The organism is Microbacterium tenebrionis, assembly GCF_020682665.1.
Classification (GTDB): Bacteria; Actinomycetota; Actinomycetes; order Actinomycetales; family Microbacteriaceae; genus Microbacterium; species Microbacterium tenebrionis.
Genome location: NZ_JAGTTM010000001.1, coordinates 561,255 through 578,141 on the forward strand (window position 1 = coordinate 561,255; position 16,887 = coordinate 578,141).

Sequence of the window (16,887 nt, forward strand, 5' to 3'; positions counted from 1 at the left end):
TTCAGGCCCGCAGCTCGAAGGTCGTTGCGCCGACCTTGATCGTGTCGCCGATGCTGATGGGGGCCGGGGTGCCGCCCAGGCGCTTTCCGCCGAGGAAGGTGCCGTTGGTCGAGTCGAGGTCCTGGATCGCCCAGGCATCGCCGCGCAGCAGCAGGCGGGCGTGGTGGCTGGACGTGTAGTCGTCGCGGATGACGAGGCCCGACTCGCTCGATCGGCCGATGGTCATCGCCTCGGTGCCCAGGGGCAGCTCGAGCCCCGCCTTCGGACCCGAAGTGATGACGAGTTTGGAGACGGTGGAGGTCGTGGCGGGGCCGCTCGTGCGCGCGCCGCCCCGGGGTGCCGACCGCGGAACCGCAGCTGTCGGCGCGGAGGGCGCGGAGGTCGGGGCGACGCCGCCGGAGGCGGCCGCGGCGGGCAGCTTGCGCACCTTCACACCGAACAGGTCGGCACGGAGGGAGTAGACGACGCCGAAGACGAAGAACCACAGCAGCACCAGGAAGCCGATGCGCAGCAGGAGGAGGACGAGCTCACTCATCGGGTTGCCACCCCGCTCCCTGAGCCGCCGCTGCTTCCTGGGCCCGTCGAAGGGTCGGCGACCGCGACGACGCGGAAGACGAGATCGGTGCGGCCGATCGTGATCGTGGTGTCGGTCGGCAGCGGTGCCTCGCGCACCTTCTCTCCGTTGACCTTGGTGCCGTTGGTGGAGCCGAGGTCGCGCATCATGGCGCGCTCGCCGTCCCACAGCACCTCGACGTGCTTGCGGCTGGATCCGGCATCCGCGATGGTGATGTCGGCATCCGAGCCGCGGCCGATGACGGTGCGCGCACGGGAGATCGGGTGGCGGCGTCCGTCGACGTCGATCACGGCCTGCCAGCTGACGCGGCCCTCGATCGTGCCGGAGCTCACGCGCACCGTGCCGGTGGCGACCTTCTCGTCGGACTCGAGCGCGATCGACACGGGGCCGGCGAAGCTGTATCCCTGTGCCTTGGCGTGCTTGGTGAGCAGGGCGTGCAGCTCGTCGGTGAGCGCGCCGCCGAGGGCGCGCATCCGGTCGTGGTCGTCGGCGCTCAGGCGCACGACGAAGCTGTTGGGCACGATGATGCGGTCGCGACTGACCACGGCCGCGTTGATGTCGGCCTCGCGGCGCAGGGCCGAAGCGATCTCCACCGGCTGGATGCCGCTGCGGAAGGTCTTGGCGAAAGCGCCGTTGACGGCGCGCTCAAGACCCTTCTCAAAGCTGTCAAGTAGTCCCACGGGGCTCCTCTGGCATGGCGGTGGTAGCAACATCGTAGCCAGGTGTCCTGAAAGTACGCCGCTTCGGTGACACGGGGGGAGCGTACGAGAGGGGCTGAAGTGCGTGATATCCTCGTGAAGTTGAGTTCTTCGGAACGAGACGCTCGCGCGAGTGGCGGAATGGTAGACGCGCTGGCTTCAGGTGCCAGTGTCCTTATGGACGTGGGGGTTCAAGTCCCCCCTCGCGCACGCTGTGCTGTATTCGTAAATTCAGCCCGATGTATTCGTAAATTGAAAGAGCCGGTCAGGTGCATAATCTGACCGGCTCTTTCTGTTTCGCCGTGCCATGCTTACGTCGAGCGAAAGGCATGCGATCACGGTGAACCTGCCATTTCAACTTCGAGCACATCACCTCGTCAAGCACCCGCTGCTTCAAGACGGTCGTGCGGTGCGAGATTTGAAGGTGCTCGTCGATGTACCGGTCTGGGACATGCTTCGCGAGAGCGAAGGCCATGCATTCCTCTTGCTCCGGGCGCTGCTTCAGGGTGAGCGGATATCCATGTCTCTTTACGGAGACGATGGCCCACCGCCTGACGTTGAGCGTTGCCCGGACGATTCACCGTTCGGCGGCGGTGAGGCTATCGGCTGGACCGTGGTCACGATGAACGACGACCTGATGGTTCCGTACAAGATCACTACCGCTACTGAGGAGTCAGTCTCTGGGGAGGCCCTCTTCGCTGACCAAGTCTTCGCCGCGCGCATGGTGCTCGAGCAGGAGCAAGCCATGGGCGATGAGCGTGATGCCTTGCTCATCACCGTGGCCCAGGAAGTCGGTGCCGATCTACTCATCACGGAACGGGCGTCGCTCCTCAACACCCGGCTGTTGCAGCGCGGGAACTGCCAGGTCGCCGCACCGGTCGACGCCCTCGCGCTCGTCGCTCTCTACCTCCGGGCGGCAGGACAGTTCATCGCCGCGAGGGGAGGCTGGTGGAGCTTCGTGGCGCCGCCGACGCAGTTTTACCAGCAGATGGCGGAAGCGCACCTGCCGACCCTTGCGGAGTTCGTGCGTCGAGCGGACGGCGTAGTGTCACCGGCGACAACAAGTTCGACATCCGAGCCATAGTTGGTGCCTCAAGCGTTACGTTCACGAAGCACATCGGTCAGACTCGTCGCTACCACTGCTCGACCACATCATGTGTTCTTTATGCGACGGCAACTGCACCGGTCTCAGAGTTGAGCGCATCTTCAACGATCTCGGGCAGTACAACGACGATCCGGTACAACGTCGACACGACGAATCCTCTGCAGGCGTTTTCACCGGCGATCAACGGTGAGATGACGGTGAAGCTCACTCCACGCGCGTGGACGTTGACCGGTAAGCACGATCTCATGCCCGTGCACCAGTTCATGTGGGGACCGCAGCTCTCGGAGTACAAGATCTCGTACTCCACGCACGATTTCTACACCCTCGTTTGTCTCTATGGTGGCCCTGTGTGTACAGCAAAGGTCAACGTGCAGTTATGACGTCCACGGCAGTGAGAAGGCAGAGCCGAGCGGGAACAATCGGTGCTCTTCTGCTGGGGATCGGTGGCGTCATCTTGGCAAGCATGGTCCGCTCCGTCGATCACATGACGTTGCCGATATTCATCCTGACAAACCTCGGAGACTTCGTCGGGTTCGCCCTTGTCGTGACTGGAACCACCCTTGCCGCGTCGCGCAGCTCATCTCTGGGGCGAGCGTTCATGATCGCGGGATCCGCGACCTGGCTCGTGGGTTGGTCGTGGGCCTGGCATGCAGGGCTGGTGTTCCCCGTTCCGTTCTGGATCTGGGCCGCCATCGCGGCACTCGCCTACCTGTCGGCGGCGATTGCATACTTCGTGCATGGCGCGCTATCGGCGGGTAGCGCAACGGTGCCGCTTCTGCTTGGGTCGCTGGGCTCCATGATGCCCCCGCTGTTGAGTCCGGTTTTCATTCCGGACTACACGTACGTGCCCTTCAGTGTTGGCGCCATCTGTGCCGCGGTGCTCGCGTTCTTCGAAGTGAGGCGCTCGTCCCACGGCGGTGGAGGTAGCGTCGTGACATGAGTACCCCTGAGGCCACTTCTCGGTTCCGCTTGACGACCCATCAAGGCTGAATATCGCGATTGACATCGTCCAACCATCCGGTCGCCGACGACGTCACCCTGGGTGTCGGCACCGTCTCAAGGCGTTCTATCACTCACCGGAAGGGGGGGTGCCGGGTTCCCGCGCTTCGCGCGCTGACGACGGCGACGAGAGCTCGCTCCATCCCGCGTTCGAAACAGAGCAGCAGGGCAAACGCATTGGCGTACCGCTGTTCGTCGACTTTCCGTATCCATTGACGGCCGTCCGAACTGGTGAAGAGAACGTTGCGGGCAATCACATTTCAGGGAGATCCTTGAATCACGCGCCGCATCTCCGCACCGGGTGGCAACATCGCGGGAAGGCCAGTGTCGCTGATGATGCGATAGGTCAGGAACGGCGTCGCTCCCTGCGCAGGAGGGAGCGCAGAGTCTCGGCGTTCGCGTAGCCGACCCGTAGCGCGATCTCGGCGGAGGTGAGGTCCGTGGTTGCTGAGAGGTGCCGAGCTCGTTCGATGCGAAGCCGTTGGACGAAGCCGAGCGGAGTGAGGTTGAGCGCCGCACGGACTCGTCGTTCGAGGGTGCGCCGGCTGGTGCCGAGCGACTGCGCGACGAAGGCGACGTTGAACGGTTCGTCCAGGCGGGCGCGCACGAAGCGTTCGAACTCGACGACGATCGGGTCCTCGTACCGGAGATGTTCATAGGCGACGAAGGCCGCCTGCGACGGGCGCTCGTCGATGAGGAGGAGCTTGGCGACATGTTGGGCCAGGTCGGGGCTGATCGATCGCACGAGTGAGAGCGCGAGGTCGATGTGGGCGAATGCGGCGCCTGCGGTGACGAGGTTCCCGTCGACCACGACCATGGTGTCGAGATCGAGGGCGACGGTCGGATAGCGCTTCAGGAACTCCGGCCCCAGGAACCAGCTGGTCGTCGCCCGCCGATGATGCATCCGTCCGGTCTCGGCGACGGCGAACACGCCGGTGCACGCCGCGGCGATCCGGGTGGTCGCCTCGTCGAGGCGCCCGAGCGAGGCAATGACTGAACGAGCATCTCGGCTCTGCAGGGCGTCGTTGGTAGCGGCGGCCGTGAGGGTTCCAAGCGCAGGGACGACGACAACGTCGAAGTCTCCGGACTCCGACAGCGGGTGGTCCACCGACAGGGTCATCGACGCCGTCGTGGTCACTCGCCGTCTCGGTCCGAGGATGGCGAGTTCGATCGGCTCGATCTGGGGGTCGACATCGCCGCGGGCTCCGTCGGCCACCCGCACGATGTCGATGATCGACGCGATGGCCGAACCGAAGCAGCCGTCGATCGCGATCAGTCCGATACGCATGACGTGAATAATAGCAAAACTGCCGTATACGCCACTACCTACCGGCCCTCGCTCGTCATACGCTGACTTCGTCCCACGAAAAACCCGACTTCAAGGAGAGTCCCTCATGTCCACACCCGCATCACTTCCGTATGCCTTCGTCGCCAAGATCGTCGCGGCCGATGGACAGCACGACGCGCTCGCCGATCTGCTCGCCGGCGCTGTCGCACTCGCCAACGAAGAAGTAGGAACGATTGTCTGGTTCGCGGTCAGGACCGACGCCGACACCTTCTGGATCTTCGATGCATTCCCCGACGAGGCCGCTCGCGACGCCCACGCCAACGGCGCCATCGTCGCAGCCCTGACGGCCAACCAGCACCTCCTCGGCGCAGCACCCGAGATCCTGGCGGCCGACGTCCTCGCGTCCAAGCTCCCGTAGTCCGCCAACGCACGAGACGATCGCGCCCCGCCGAGCCGTCGCCAGGTCGCGACGCAACGCCACGCTGCGTTGCCGAGCGGTGCGAGGCCTATCGGCACACGGACAGGATGCCGGCCGCGAGCGCTCAGCCGGCGAGGGGTCCGTCGCAGAGGAGAGCGACGTCGGTGTCGGGCAGAGCCGTGAGGCCAGCGGATCGCGCGACCACCAGAACCGAACAGCCCCTGCCCTGCGTTTCCGCAGGTCAGGGGCTGTTCGCCGGACGGCGGCGGCTGGCGCATGCTCGGTCTGCAGGCCGGCAAGTGCAACAGCAAGAAGCAGGGGCTGGGTTACGCGTTCTTGCACCACGCGGTCGATGACTGCACCCGACTGGCCTACTCCGAGCAGCTGGCCGACGAGCGCAAGGAGACCGCCGCGGCGTTCTGGACCCGCGCAAGTGATGACTCCATTCGAGTGAGAAGTAGAGAGCTTTCTCGAAGGATCACACGGTGACCGCGCTTACGTCGTGAACGACGAGCCGGACCACCACGCCCTACACCACTTTATGGGGCACCACTGTCAACGAACTGTTGAAGTAGTAGGCGGCGCTAGCAGGAAGAAAGACCGCCAGCAGTATGGCGACCCCCGCGATTTTCTAACGTAGATGACGCATGGTTATCACCTTTACGGCTTGAGATAGGCGCACGAAACGAAATCGATGGAAGCAACGGCCAGAGAGCGAATATCTGCCGTGCTGCAAGAGTGCCGTCCCAGCATCTCCGCGCCGTACTCACTACAGCAACGGATGCACAACGGATGCAGTCGGATCCGCCGCCGCTAGGCTGGATGCGGCTCGTCAGGGTGGACGACATCCCGCCCCGTCATCTCCTGGAGTCTCTCATCCGCCGCCACCACCTCGCCTCCACCGCATCGCGCGGGGTCGCCGCATCCGTTCTCGCATCCGTCCTGTTCGGCGCGATCAGCCTGCTCGGCGGCCATCTCGACGGCTTCACGTCCGAAGAGACCACCGCCTGGCGGGTACTGTTCATCGCCGCTGCCCTTGGCGTGCTGCACGCCACGGGGACCCGTCGCGCGGCGTTCGTGTCGGTGACGCGGCGCATCATCCGCAGCCCGAAGCTCGTCGTCATCGTCGTGGTCAACACGGTGATCATGTGGGTGCAGCTCTGGGTCTTCATGTGGGGGCCGGCGAACGGGCACACGCAGGACATCGCGTTCGGATACTTCCTGCTGCCTCTGGTCATGGTCGTCGTCGGCCGGGTGTTCTTCCGCGACCATCTCAGCGTGCTGCAGTGGGCGGCCGTCGCGGCCGCCGCCGTCGGCGTGCTCGCGCAGGCCCTCATCGCCGGGGGCATCAACTGGCCGGTGCTCATCATCGCCGGCCTCTACCCGGTCTACTTCGCCCTGCGCCGCTGGGCGGGCATCGACTCGATGCAGGTGTTCCTCATCGAGATCCTCCTGCTCGTCATCCCCTCCGCCGTGATCGCCGGCGGGCATCTCGTGTCGCCGGCGGGCGCTGCGGCATCCTGGCCGTCCCTCCTTCTCATGGCGAGCCTGAGCGCGGCGGCGATGATCCTCTACATCCTCGCCTCACGCCTGCTGCCGCTGTCGCTGTTCGGGCTGCTGTCGTATCTCGAGCCGGTCCTCGTGCTCGGGGCATCCCTGCTGCTCGGCGAGATCCTCACGGGCGCGGATGCCTTCGTCTACGCACCGATCGTCGCCGCCCTCGTGCTGCTCGGACTCAGCGGCCGCCGCCGGCCGCGCGAGCACCTCGAGGAGCCGCCGCTGTAGCGGATACGTTCGCGCCCGCTCGCCCCGCGCGCGGAACGGCGAAACGGGGTTTGCCGCACGAGACGGGGGCGCATGGCCCGGGTCTCATGCTGCAAACCCCGTCTCGGCGAGGCGGCGCTCAGATCCAGCCGCGCTCCTCCGCCATGAGAACGGCCTGCTGACGCGTGGTGATCTGCAGCTTCGACAGGATGGCCGAGACGTGGTTGCGCACGGTCCCCGGCGCGAGCAGGAGCTTCTTCGCGATCTGCCCCGTCGTCTCGCCGCGGCGCCCGGCACGCAGCACGTCGAGCTCGCGGTCGGTCAGCGGGCAGCGTTCGTCGCTCAGCGCGTCGGCCGCGACCTCGGGGTCGACGTAGCGGGCGCCTGCCGCGACGCGGCGGATGACCTCGGCCACCTCGCCCGCGCCCCGCGACTTGGGCAGGAACCCGGCCACACCGGACGCCAGTGCCCGCCGCAGTACGCCGGGGCGGGCATGCCGGGTCACCACGACGCAGCGCGCGGTGATCGTCCGGCTCAGCCGCTCCGCCACCTCGACGCCGTCGAGTCCCGGCATCTCGAGGTCGAGCAGGCAGATGTCGGGCTGCAGCTTCTCGGCCATCGCGACGGCCTGGAGCCCGTCGGCGCACTCCGCGACGACGTCGATGTCATCCTCGAGCCGCAGCAGCGCCGCGAGCGCCGAGCGGATCATCGCCTCGTCGTCGGCAAGCAGCACCCGGATCACCGCGCGGACCCCGGCTCGGCCGCTGCATCCCCGAAGGCGGCATCCTGCATCGGGACTGCACCCGCGGCATCCGGAACCGTCGCGATCACCCGGAACTCGCCGCGCTCGCGCTCGACCCGCACCTCGCCGCCGGCCTCCGCCACGCGGCGCGCGATGCCGTCAAGACCGGAACCACTGCCCGAGGCGCCGTCGCCGTTCGCGGATGCCGCATCGTTGACGATCTCGTACCGCCACATGCCGTCCGTACGACCGAGGGTCAGCCGGGCACGGTTCCCTCCGCCGTGCCGGAGAACGTTCGTCGTCGTCTCGCGAATCACCGGGCCCAGGACGGATGCCGGCGCGGCCACCGCGTCGGGCGACACTGTGGCATCCGCCGTCGTCCCCGCCGCGCGCAGCAGATCGACGGCGTTGGCGATCTCGTCCGGCAGCGGCACACCGCGGAACCGCATCGCGAGGTCGCGCGTTCCCTGGCGCGCTTCCGCGACGCTCGCCCTGGCCAGCCGAAGCTGCTCGAGCGCGGCATCCGGATCGCGCTGCTTCTCACCGCCAGGAGAGAGCAGCCTCTCGGCGAGCTCGAGCTGCAGCGCGATCACCTGCAGATGGTGCCCCTGCAGATCGTGCACGTCGGTCGCGACTCGCAGACGCTCCTGCGTCGCGCCGAGCCGTGCCTCCGCCGCCCGCGCACGATCGAGCGTGACGAGCACGTCCCACCACCACAGCGACGTCACGGTCATGAGCGGCAGCGTCGCCGCGAAGAAGCCGAACAGGAACCAGGCGCTCGTGACCTCGGCATCCGCACCGTCGAACGTCATCTTCAAGTCGATGAACCACAGCGCGGCGATGACGGCGACGCACGCGATCACGAATCGCAGCCGCACCCCGCGCGGCCAGTTCAGCAGCGTCAGCGACTGGATGAGAGGGATCGCACCCACGAGCCACAGGCCGCTGGCAAGGCCCGAGAGCACACCGAACGCGGTGGCGATCGCGAGCGGGATGAGGATGCCGCGCCACCCGGCGACGGGCCCTGCCGAGTCGTCGCGATGCCGATACTGCAGCAGCAGCGGAACACTCGCCGCGCACCAGATGAGTCCGCCCACTCCGATCAGCGTGAGCGCCACCGGGTCGACCCGCATCCGGGCGAAGATGCTCAGCCAGATGAACAGGATCATCACCTGGAACACAAGCACGCCCGAGACCGTGTACCACCACGTCGCGGTGATGCCGCGGTTCAAGCGGCGGGCGCCGATCGCATCCGTCATGCCCTCAGCTTAGGGGCGTGACAGATGTCACCCATCGGACGTGCACAGTGCCCGCACAGAGGTGACAGGCAGGCACTTACCGGATGCCGCGGCGCACGGTGGACTGTAGGCATGAACCTCATCGACACCTTCCAGAACCTCGTCGCCCACGTGCCAGAGCTCGTCCAGCCGCTCATCGTGGCGCTCGCCGGGGCCGTGCCCTTCATCGAGGGCGAGGGCGCCGCGACCATCGGCATTCTCGGCGGCATCCCGCCCGTCATCGCCGCGATCGCCGCCATCGTCGGCAACTTCGTCTGCGTCGCCCTCCTCGTGCTGCTCAGCGCCAAGGCGCGAGACGCTGTGGTGAACCGCCAGCGTGCCAAGGTGCTGGTCGACGTCGAGGGCCGTGTCGTCGCGGATGCCGCGGACACAGGCATCCAGGTCGAAACCGGCGACAGCGAGCGGAAGGCCGCCCGCAAGCAGAAGTTCCAGCGGGCGCTGACGCGCTACGGCGTCCCCGGGGTGTGCCTGCTCGGCCCGCTGCTGCTGCCGACCCACTTCACCGCGACCATGCTCGCAGCGATCGGCATCGGCCGCGGCCGGATCCTCATCTGGCAGGCCGTCGCGATCGTCGGCTGGACGACCGCGCTGGCGCTGCTCGTGACGGGGATCGAGCACTTCGCGGTCTGACCGGTGCGGCCGCGACCCGCGGCACGCCACCCGCAGGGATCCGCGAGACGGGGTCTGCTGCACGAGACGGGGCCTGCCAGCACCTGTTTCGTGCGGCAGACCCCGTCTCGATGACGCGGACTACTTGTCGAACGCGTCCTTGATGTCGTCGCCGATCTTCTTCGCCTCGGCCTTGGCCTGATCGGCCTTGCCCTCGGCCTCGAGCTTCTCGTTGCCGGTCACCTTGCCGGCGGCTTCCTTCGCGTGCCCGGCGATGTCCTCAGCGGCGTGCTTGGCCTTGTCTCCGATACCCATCGATGCGTTCCTTTCGTCGGGGATCAGGTGATCCGTTCCCTCCAGGCTGTCACGGCAGAGCCGCCGTGCCAAGGGGTTGACGCGGGCGTCCTGGCACGTTACGCGGGATTCTCAGGCGCGGGTTTCCGGTATGCGTCGCGCATGTGGTCGCTCGTGAGGAAGTCCGCGATCCCGATCATGATCAGGCTGAAGACGATCTGCTCGGTGACCATCCACGCCGGGTAGAGCCCGGGGATCGCGGCCATCACCAGGGTGATCACCGGGAAGATCTGCGCGAACAGCCGCAGCCGCTGATATCCCCAGCGCCAGCCGAGCTTTGCCCGCCAGGCGAAGTAGAACAGTGTCGCCGTCATTGCGAGGACGACGACCGTCCGCATCCACACCGCGAACGAGACCGGCTCGCCGCCCATCGCCAGCACGAGCGCGATCACCACGGCGCCGACGCCGAGGATCAGTTCGACGGCGAGCAGCCACATGATCCAGGTGAACGCCCGCTTCGTCTTCGGGTGGGTGCGCGCCTCGTCCGGGATCGCGACGCCCGCGGCGCGGCCGCCGGCGACGCGATCGAGCCGCTGCAACAGGGTTTCGAACGACATGCGGTCAGCCTATGCGGCGGCATCCGCGCGCGCGATGCGCGGGTCTCCATCTTTCGAGCGATGTCCGCATGCGCGTGCGCTGGTGGGCTGGAGATCATGACAGCAACGCGCACGCGCCTTCCCGACCGGCTCACGTCCCGGCGGGGAGCATGGGTCTCCCTCGGTATCGTCCTCATCGTCTTCGTGGCCCTGTTCGGCCTGTTCAGCAGGATCGAGGCGCCGTCCTCGAACGAGACCGCCCCGGCGGATTCGGAGTCGAGCCGGGTGAGTGCGCTGCTCGACGACTTTCCCGATGCGGACGAGCAGTCCGTGATCGTCGTCGCCTCACGCGAGGATGCCGGCGAGCTCACGGCATCCGATCTCGATGCTCTGACCGACTTGGTGCCCGTCCTGGAAGAGCACACCGGACTGGAGTCCTCGCCGCCGAGCGTGAGCGACGACGGCGAGGCCGCGGTGATCGTCGCGCCGATCACGGTCGGCGAGGACAACGCCGCGACCGCGGAGATCGTGAAGGATCTGCGTGAGGCGCTCCCGGGCATCGACGGACTGACCCTGCAGATCACCGGCGGGCCGGCCTTCGGCGCCGACATCACCTCATCCTTCGACGGCGCGGACTTCACGCTGCTCAGCGTGACGATCCTCATCGTCGCGCTGCTGCTCATCGTCACCTATCGCTCCCCGATCCTGTGGCTGCTGCCGCTCGTCGTGGTCGCGTTCGCCGACCAGCTCGCATCGAAGGCGACCGCGGCGCTCGGTGCCTGGCTCGACCTGCAGTTCGACGCCGGCATCATCAGCGTGCTCGTGTTCGGCGCGGGCACGAACTACGCCCTTCTGCTCATCTCCCGCTACCGTGAGGAGCTCGCGGTGAACGACGACCACCGGGTGGCCCTGAGCACGGCATGGCGCAAGACGGTGCCGGCGATCGTTGCGTCCAACGTCACGGTCGTCCTCGCCCTGCTGACGCTCACGCTCGCCGTGATCCCGGGCACGCGCGGCCTGGGTATCTCGTCGGCGGCGGGGCTGCTCATCGCGCTCGCCGCCGTGCTGTTCGCGCTGCCGCCGGTGCTCGCAGTGTGCGGGCGGAAGGTGTTCTGGCCGTTCGTGCCGAAACCGGGCAGCGCGGTGAAGCAGGGACGAGTGTGGCGCGGCATCGCGACGCGCGTCATGAAGCGACCCGCCGTCAGCCTCGTCGGCGGCCTCGCGCTGCTCGCCGTCATGGCCACAGGGCTCCTGGGCACGTCGATCGGTCTCGACCAGATCGACAAGTTCCGGGTCCAATCCGAGTCCGCGGCGGGGCTCGAGGTGCTCGCGGATCACTTCCCGCCGGGAGAAGCGCAGCCGATCCTCATCGTGGCCGCATCCGATCAGGCGGACGAGGTCGTGGATGCCGTCTCCGATGTCGACGGCGTGGTCCGCGCGCATCCGACCGGTGAGACCGACGACGGCGAGCTCACCCGGATCATGGTGACCGGCGAGTTCGCCCCCGGCACCCCGGAGAGCCTCGACCTCGTCACCGAGCTGCGCGAGGTCGCGCACGCCGTGCCGGATGCCGATGCGCTCGTCGGCGGCGCGATCGCGACCGATCTCGACGCCCGCGCGGGCAATCAGCAGGATCTTCTGCTGATCGCCCCGCTCGTGCTCGCGGTGAGCTTCATCGTTCTGCTCGTGCTGCTGCGCTCGCTCCTCGCCCCGGTCGTCCTCCTGCTCGTGAATCTCGCGAGCGCCGCGGCGGCGATCGGCGCCGGGGCGTGGCTGAGTCGCGTGCTGTTCGATCAGCCGGCGCTGGATCTGCAGGTGCCGCTGCTGGCGTTCCTGTTCCTCGTGGCGCTGGGGATCGATTACACGATCTTCCTCGTGCACCGTGCGCGCTCCGAGGCGCAGGCGCGCGGCACCCGCGGAGGCATGGTCGAGACGGTGTCGCACACGGGTGCCGTCATCACGAGCGCGGGCATCGTCCTGGCCGCGGTGTTCGCCGCGCTCGGCGTGCTGCCGCTGGTCACGCTCGGCCAACTCGGGCTCATCGTCGGCGTGGGCGTCGTGGTCGACACGCTCGTCGTTCGCACCGTCATCGTGCCTGCATTGTTCGGCGTTCTCGGCGATCGGATCTGGTGGCCGAGGAACATCGAAGCGCCTCGGTTATGAGGTTTCTGAGTTTGTCCCCCATATGGGGGACAAACACTTGCGTTTGGATATAGGCTGTCTCTGACGCACCCTCCGGTCGTCTTTGGCCCTCACCGCTCCCCCCCGCGGTGAGGGCCGCATCCGTTCTCGGGCTGTGCAACATTTGGATCACCATCTGGTCACAGCTGTTCCGCTCGGAGCACGCGCAGATAATCTGGGCATCGTCGGGGCACCCCGGCGACATTCCAGCAGAACGGCAGTACATGAGCACCCAAGGCACGGTCAAGTGGTTCAACTCGGAGAAGGGCTTCGGCTTCATCTCCCCCGATGACGGCGGCGCCGACGTCTTCGCGCACTACTCCGCCATCGAAGCAACCGGCTACCGCTCGCTCGACGAGAACCAGCGCGTCGAGTTCGATGTGGCGCAGGGCCCCAAGGGCCTGCAGGCCGAGAACATCCGCCCTCTCTGAGGCAGATCTTCACCCGCACTCCTCGTCCGGGAGCACGCCATCCGCGTGCCTGGGCGGGGAGTGCTGTGTTTCAGGAGGCCTGCTCCGGCAGGAGGATCGCCCGCAACGCCGATGCGTCGGCGACGCGGAAGGCCGCGGCATCCCCCTCTGACGGGTCGCCGAAACCCCACTCGTCGAAGATGACGGGGATGCCGAACTCCGCGGCGCCCTCGACGTCATGATGCCGGTCGCCGATGAGCACCGGACGCGTGACGTCGGCACCGGCAGCCTCCAGTCGCTCGAGCGCCCAGCCGATGACCTCCTTCTTGCTGTCGCTGCGGCCGACCTCACCGGCGCGCGCTCCCGAGACGGCCGTGAACAGCTCGAGCAGCTCGTTGTGCTCGAGGATCGCGCGCACCTGGTTCTCGGGCTTCGTGCTCGCCGTGGACTGCGGCACGCCGGCGGCCGCGACCGCGCGGATGACGTCGGGCACACCGGGGTAGATGTCGACGGATGCCGCGTACCCGTCGCGGGCGGCGAGCGCCCGGTACGCGGTGAGCGCCTCGGACGCCTTCTCGGGGCTCAGGCCCGCAAGCTCCTGGAACGACTCGTACATCGGCGGGCCCACCCACCGGTGCAGGACGGACTGGTCGGGTTCGGGGAGCCCGAACTGGGCGAACACCTCGCGGAGCCGCGGGAAGATTCCAGGCGTCGCATCGGCGATCGTGCCGTCGACGTCCCACAGCACGCAGGAGAAGGGGGAGAGAGGCATGCATTCAGCCTATGGGCGCGGACGCCGCCGCCCCGCACGTCTCAGAACAGGCGGGGGATGCCCGACTCGATGCCCTTCATCTCGTCGTAGTCGAGCACGAGGCAGCGGATGCCGCGGTCCTCGGCGAGAACGCGCGCCTGGGGCTTGATCTCCTGAGCGGCGAAGATGCCGGTGATGGGGGAGAGGTGCGGATCGCGGCCGAGCAGGTCGAGGTAGCGGGTGAGCTGCTCGACGCCGTCGATGTCGCCGCGGCGCTTGACCTCGATGGCGATCGCCCGGCCGTCGGCATCGCGGACCATCAGATCCACGGGCCCGATCGCGGTCGGGTACTCGCGACGCACCAGGGTGGTGCCCGCGCCGACGAGCTCGACCTGCTCGGCGAGAAGGCGCTGCAGGTCGGCCTCGACGCCGTCCTTCTGCAGTCCGGGGTCGACGCCGAGCTCGTGCGCCGAGTCGTGCAGCACCTCGTAGATCTGCACGCGCAGCGCGTCGCCGGTCTTCTTGTGGGTCACGCGCCAAACGTCGATGACGCCGGCGCTCGCCTCCTCCTCACCGGGTTCCTCGGTCGCGAGGGTGCACGGCGGGCTCATCCAGTTCAACGGCTTGTAGCTGCCGCCGTCGGAGTGCACCAGCAGCGACCCGTCCCCCTTGTGCACGAGCAGGCGGGTGGCGAGGGGCAGATGAGCGTTGAGGCGGCCCGTGTAGTCCACGGAGCAGCGGGCGATGACGAGACGCACCCGACGAGCCTACTTCGTCGCGGCGGCGGCCGCCGTCTCCTTCAGGGGCTTGGCCGCACCCGAGAACAAGCCGGAGAGCACGACCAGCGCCACGAGGATGAACAGCGTGTTCAGCAGTCCGATGTGCTCGCTGATGACGCCGAGCACGGGCGGGCCGCCGAGGAAGGCGATGTAGCCGATGGTCGCCGCAGCGCTCACGCGCGCCGCCGCCTTCGCCGGGTCGTCCGCCGCTGCGGACATGCCGAGCGGGAAGCCGAGCGATGCACCGATGCCCCACAGCGCGGCGCCGACGAACACGAGCGGCAGCGACGGCGCGAGGATGAACAGCAGGATGCCGCCGGCCGCAGCGACCGACAGCACGCGGAGCACGAGCACGCGTCCGAAGCGGTCCACGAGCGGTCCGCCGAAGATCCGGACGGCCGTCATGCAGACCGAGAACACGGTGAGCGCGGCGGCGCCCATGGCCGTCCCGCCGCCGTGGTCCTCGGCCGTCCCGAGCGCCAGCCAGTCGTTGGCGCCGCCCTCGGCGAACGACATGCCGAGCATCACGACGCCGAGCGCGTAGGTGCGCGGCTCGCGCCAGGCCGACAGGGCGACGTGCATGCGCTCACGCCAGTGCGGCTTCTCGCCGGGCTCCTGGGGGTCGAGCACCGCGTCTCGCGATGGCACGTTCGCGAAGCACACGAATGCGGCGATGACGATGGCCGCACCGACGGCGGTCGCGTGCATGACGACCGAGGCGTGGAAGTTCGTCGCGAGCCAGCCGATGCCCGCGCCGATGACGGTGCCGAAGCTGAAGAAGGCGTGGAACAGGGGCAGGATCGTCTTGCCGGCCTCCTGCTCGATCGCGGTCGCCTCGACGTTCATCATGACGTCGAGGGCTCCGTTGCCGAGGCCGAAGAGCACGAGCCCGGCGATCACGATCGGGAACGATGCGAGAACGGTCGTGCCGAGGCCGATGAGGGCGAGCCCGATCGCGACCATGATCATTGTGGTCAGCATCCCGCGCCGCGCGCCGGTGCGCGCCATGACGGCCGGCCCCGTCGAGATGCCGATGATCGAGGCGACGCCCATGCCGAGCAGGAGCAGGCCGATCTGCGCGTTGTGAATGTCGAGCGCGAGCTTGATGTCGGGAACGCGCGACGCCCACGTCGCGATCGACATGCCGCTGGCGAGGAAGATCGCGAAGATCGCATTGCGCCAGCGGACGTACTGGGCCCCGGTGAGCGTCTGGTCCATGCCTCGAGTGTATCGAATCGATTCGATGCCCGGAACCGGGAGCGGCTATCCTCGGATCATGGCCGCTGAGATCGCACCGCGCAGAGCGACGCTGTCGGACGTCGCCCAGGAGGCCGGGGTGTCGATGTCGACGGCCTCGGTGGTCTTCAGCGGCAAGACCAAGGTGTCGGATGCCACGCGCGATCGCGTGCTCGCCGCCGCGACCGCGCTCGGCTACACGGGCCCTGATCCGATGGCCGCCTCGCTCCGCCGCGGCCGCAGCGGCATCGTCGCCGTCGTACTGGAGGGACAGCTGCGCGAGGCATTCCTCGACCCCGTGACGATCCCCATGATGGACGGCCTCGCCGACGGGGTCGCCTCGCTCGGCGCCGGCATCCTGCTGCTGCGCGACGACCCGACCGAGGACGGCGCGTCGGCGCTGACCACGGCCCCGGTCGACGCCGCCGTCCTGATCGGATGCTCCACCCGCACCCGTTCGTCGCTCGACGTGCTGCGCAGCCGCGGGCTGCCGGTCGTCGTCATCGAGGGTGATGCGGGGGAGGGGATCCCGCGCATCACCCTCGACAACCGCGAGGCGGCCGCCGAGATCGCCCGGCACGTGCGGCACCTCGGGCACACCGATGTCGTCGCCGTGACGCTTGCGACCGACAGCCGCCGAGAGCGCGGCGGGATCTCGCCGGATCGCCTTGCCAGGGCCACCGTGGACGTGACCGTCGATCGCCTGGGCGGCGTGCGCGACGTCTACCCCGACGCGCCGGCGATCTCCGCCGCGACCAGCTCGATCGACGAGGGCCTCATCGCCGGTCGCGCACTGCTCGGCGCCCCGGCATCCCGACCCACCGCCGTGCTCGCGCAGAGCGACCTGCTCGCGGTCGGCGTCATCCGCGCTGCCGAAGAGTTCGGACTCCGCGTGCCGCAGGACCTCAGCGTGGCCGGATTCGACGGCGTGCGCGTCGACGGCATCGGCGATCACGTGCTGACGACCATGGTGCAGCCCGCCGTCGAGAAGGGAAGAGCCGCAGGGGAGCAGGTGGCCCGGATGCTGCGCGGAGAACCGGCCGCATCGCTCCACTTCACGTGCCTGTTCCGGGCCGGGACGACGACCGCACCGCGGCGGCCCTGATTCCGCCGTCCCGAACGTCGGTCAGCGATCCCGAACGCCG

19 protein-coding genes, 1 tRNA gene and 1 pseudogene are annotated in these 16,887 nt (G+C 68.0%); 10 read left to right on the forward strand and 11 right to left on the reverse strand.

Annotated elements, in window-relative coordinates; translation table 11 throughout:
* Window position 1: 1 nt before the first annotated feature.
* Both KEC56_RS02800 and KEC56_RS02805 read right to left on the reverse strand, forming a co-directional pair.
* On the reverse strand, window positions 2–535 hold the full coding sequence (locus KEC56_RS02800; RefSeq protein ID WP_175987889.1) for an FHA domain-containing protein FhaB/FipA: 534 nt from the start codon (window positions 533–535) through the stop codon (window positions 2–4).
* The gene (locus KEC56_RS02805; RefSeq protein WP_175987891.1) at window positions 532–1,254 is read right to left on the reverse strand and encodes an FHA domain-containing protein; all 723 of its coding nucleotides are present in this window, start codon (window positions 1,252–1,254) and stop codon (window positions 532–534) included. Before KEC56_RS02805 ends, KEC56_RS02800 begins: the two co-directional genes overlap by 4 nt.
* Before the next feature lie 145 nt (window positions 1,255–1,399).
* On the opposite strand from KEC56_RS02805, the gene KEC56_RS02810 reads away from it, so the two are divergent.
* A tRNA-Leu gene (locus tag KEC56_RS02810) sits at window positions 1,400–1,482 on the forward strand.
* Between the two features lie 97 nt (window positions 1,483–1,579).
* The gene (locus tag KEC56_RS02815; RefSeq protein ID WP_175987893.1) at window positions 1,580–2,356 is read left to right on the forward strand and encodes a hypothetical protein; all 777 of its coding nucleotides are present in this window, start codon (window positions 1,580–1,582) and stop codon (window positions 2,354–2,356) included.
* Between the two features lie 79 nt (window positions 2,357–2,435).
* Here KEC56_RS02815 and KEC56_RS02820 read toward each other — a convergent pair whose 3' ends face one another.
* Window positions 2,436–2,684 carry a hypothetical protein gene (locus KEC56_RS02820; RefSeq protein ID WP_175987895.1) on the reverse strand — a complete coding sequence of 83 codons (249 nt, stop codon included), beginning with the start codon at window positions 2,682–2,684 and terminating at the stop codon, window positions 2,436–2,438.
* Window positions 2,685–2,840: 156 nt separating this feature from the next.
* Between KEC56_RS02820 and KEC56_RS02825 the strand changes: the two genes are divergently transcribed.
* Window positions 2,841–3,317 (forward strand): hypothetical protein, encoded by a 477-nt coding sequence (locus KEC56_RS02825; protein WP_227529717.1) that lies wholly within the window; start codon window positions 2,841–2,843, stop codon window positions 3,315–3,317.
* 405 nt (window positions 3,318–3,722) lie between these two features.
* Here KEC56_RS02825 and KEC56_RS02830 read toward each other — a convergent pair whose 3' ends face one another.
* Window positions 3,723–4,664 (reverse strand): GlxA family transcriptional regulator, encoded by a 942-nt coding sequence (locus KEC56_RS02830; protein WP_227529718.1) that lies wholly within the window; start codon window positions 4,662–4,664, stop codon window positions 3,723–3,725.
* Between the two features lie 106 nt (window positions 4,665–4,770).
* Here KEC56_RS02830 and KEC56_RS02835 point away from each other — a divergent pair, with 106 nt between their 5' ends.
* From KEC56_RS02835 to rarD, 3 genes and pseudogenes are all read left to right on the forward strand, one after another.
* Window positions 4,771–5,082 carry a putative quinol monooxygenase gene (locus KEC56_RS02835; protein WP_227529719.1) on the forward strand — a complete coding sequence of 104 codons (312 nt, stop codon included), beginning with the start codon at window positions 4,771–4,773 and terminating at the stop codon, window positions 5,080–5,082.
* Between the two features lie 246 nt (window positions 5,083–5,328).
* A pseudogene (locus tag KEC56_RS02840) lies at window positions 5,329–5,517 on the forward strand (IS481 family transposase); the annotation flags it as partial.
* Between the two features lie 387 nt (window positions 5,518–5,904).
* Window positions 5,905–6,867: an EamA family transporter RarD gene (rarD, locus tag KEC56_RS02845; protein ID WP_227529720.1), complete on the forward strand. Its 963-nt coding sequence runs from the start codon at window positions 5,905–5,907 to the stop codon at window positions 6,865–6,867.
* A 118-nt stretch (window positions 6,868–6,985) separates the two neighbouring features.
* On the opposite strand, the gene KEC56_RS02850 is transcribed toward rarD, so the two are convergent.
* Together KEC56_RS02850 and KEC56_RS02855 are read right to left on the reverse strand one after the other, a co-directional pair.
* Entirely contained in the window at window positions 6,986–7,588 is a 603-nt protein-coding gene (locus KEC56_RS02850) for a response regulator transcription factor (protein ID WP_175987905.1), read from the reverse strand.
* Window positions 7,585–8,847: a sensor histidine kinase gene (locus tag KEC56_RS02855; RefSeq protein WP_227529721.1), complete on the reverse strand. Its 1,263-nt coding sequence runs from the start codon at window positions 8,845–8,847 to the stop codon at window positions 7,585–7,587. Before KEC56_RS02855 ends, KEC56_RS02850 begins: the two co-directional genes overlap by 4 nt.
* 111 nt (window positions 8,848–8,958) lie before the next feature.
* On the opposite strand from KEC56_RS02855, the gene KEC56_RS02860 reads away from it, so the two are divergent.
* A complete protein-coding gene (locus KEC56_RS02860; RefSeq protein ID WP_227529722.1) occupies window positions 8,959–9,516 on the forward strand; it encodes a small multidrug efflux protein in 558 nt (185 codons plus the stop codon).
* 120 nt (window positions 9,517–9,636) lie between these two features.
* Here the strand turns inward: KEC56_RS02860 and KEC56_RS02865 are convergent, their stop codons facing one another.
* Both KEC56_RS02865 and KEC56_RS02870 read right to left on the reverse strand, forming a co-directional pair.
* A complete protein-coding gene (locus KEC56_RS02865) occupies window positions 9,637–9,810 on the reverse strand; it encodes a CsbD family protein (protein ID WP_175987912.1) in 174 nt (57 codons plus the stop codon).
* Between the two features lie 98 nt (window positions 9,811–9,908).
* Entirely contained in the window at window positions 9,909–10,406 is a 498-nt protein-coding gene (locus KEC56_RS02870; RefSeq protein ID WP_227529723.1) for a hypothetical protein, read from the reverse strand.
* A 96-nt stretch (window positions 10,407–10,502) separates the two neighbouring features.
* Here KEC56_RS02870 and KEC56_RS02875 point away from each other — a divergent pair, with 96 nt between their 5' ends.
* Together KEC56_RS02875 and KEC56_RS02880 are read left to right on the forward strand one after the other, a co-directional pair.
* Window positions 10,503–12,548 carry an MMPL family transporter gene (locus tag KEC56_RS02875; protein WP_227529724.1) on the forward strand — a complete coding sequence of 682 codons (2,046 nt, stop codon included), beginning with the start codon at window positions 10,503–10,505 and terminating at the stop codon, window positions 12,546–12,548.
* Between the two features lie 242 nt (window positions 12,549–12,790).
* Window positions 12,791–12,997, forward strand: a complete 207-nt coding sequence (locus KEC56_RS02880; RefSeq protein ID WP_175987918.1) for a cold-shock protein — start codon at window positions 12,791–12,793, stop codon at window positions 12,995–12,997.
* Between the two features lie 70 nt (window positions 12,998–13,067).
* Here the strand turns inward: KEC56_RS02880 and KEC56_RS02885 are convergent, their stop codons facing one another.
* From KEC56_RS02885 to KEC56_RS02895, 3 genes are read right to left on the reverse strand one after another with little or no spacing between them, the layout of a single operon-like run.
* The gene (locus KEC56_RS02885; protein ID WP_227529725.1) at window positions 13,068–13,748 is read right to left on the reverse strand and encodes an HAD hydrolase-like protein; all 681 of its coding nucleotides are present in this window, start codon (window positions 13,746–13,748) and stop codon (window positions 13,068–13,070) included.
* A gap of 41 nt (window positions 13,749–13,789) precedes the next feature.
* Entirely contained in the window at window positions 13,790–14,485 is a 696-nt protein-coding gene (gene nucS / locus KEC56_RS02890) for an endonuclease NucS (RefSeq protein ID WP_227529726.1), read from the reverse strand.
* A 9-nt stretch (window positions 14,486–14,494) separates the two neighbouring features.
* Window positions 14,495–15,724 (reverse strand): MFS transporter, encoded by a 1,230-nt coding sequence (locus KEC56_RS02895; protein WP_227529727.1) that lies wholly within the window; start codon window positions 15,722–15,724, stop codon window positions 14,495–14,497.
* Between the two features lie 58 nt (window positions 15,725–15,782).
* Here KEC56_RS02895 and KEC56_RS02900 point away from each other — a divergent pair, with 58 nt between their 5' ends.
* Window positions 15,783–16,847, forward strand: a complete 1,065-nt coding sequence (locus tag KEC56_RS02900) for a LacI family DNA-binding transcriptional regulator (protein ID WP_227529728.1) — start codon at window positions 15,783–15,785, stop codon at window positions 16,845–16,847.
* The last annotated feature ends 40 nt before the right edge of the window (window positions 16,848–16,887 follow it).